The sequence below is a fragment of the Vibrio sp. 1069 genome, from assembly GCF_033340555.1.
Genome location: NZ_JAWOWP010000974.1, coordinates 1 through 512 on the forward strand (window position 1 = coordinate 1; position 512 = coordinate 512).

At 46.7% G+C, this 512-nt stretch carries 1 protein-coding gene; it reads right to left on the bottom strand.

Annotated features, from left to right (window positions below; all coding sequences use genetic code 11):
- Positions 1–512, bottom strand: a 512-nt coding sequence (locus tag R7040_RS30115) for a DUF3103 family protein (protein WP_318098144.1), incomplete at both ends; no start/stop codon positions are given.

Here is a 512-nt window from a genome sequence, read left to right on the forward strand (position 1 = left end):
AAGTAAGGAAGTTCTACCAGATCAATTGTCGGCTCGTCGCGGCTTGGATTGACACCTGTCACGATGGCGTAAACCTCTGCTTTGCCAGAGATCCACGGTTCTTTGTCATCCGCTAAGCGAATTTTCTTCAGTTGAGTTGTTTGAATCGGAGCGACATCACTTGTCGCTGCGCTTTGTAGCATTGGTGAAGATTGTTTTTGACTCTCTGAATAATAAGGCTGAATTAGAGCTGGCTGACCCAGCTTTTTCATTTCTGCCTGCATCGCCTGTAAGCCTGCTTTGAGCTCTGCAGAGCTGTTGTTATCGACAACTAGAACGGGAACGTCAGGAAGCTGATACACATCAAGTTGATGAATTTGCCCGTAAACGTCAAACGCTTCGATGTATTGCCAGCTTTCATCATCCCCGCTTGGTTCAAAGGCAAAGAGTGGTGCAACGTCGCCATTGAGCCATGCTCCTAGCATTTTTTCGTTGGCTAAGCGCACTTCTAGCAATTGATCTGAGAATTCAGT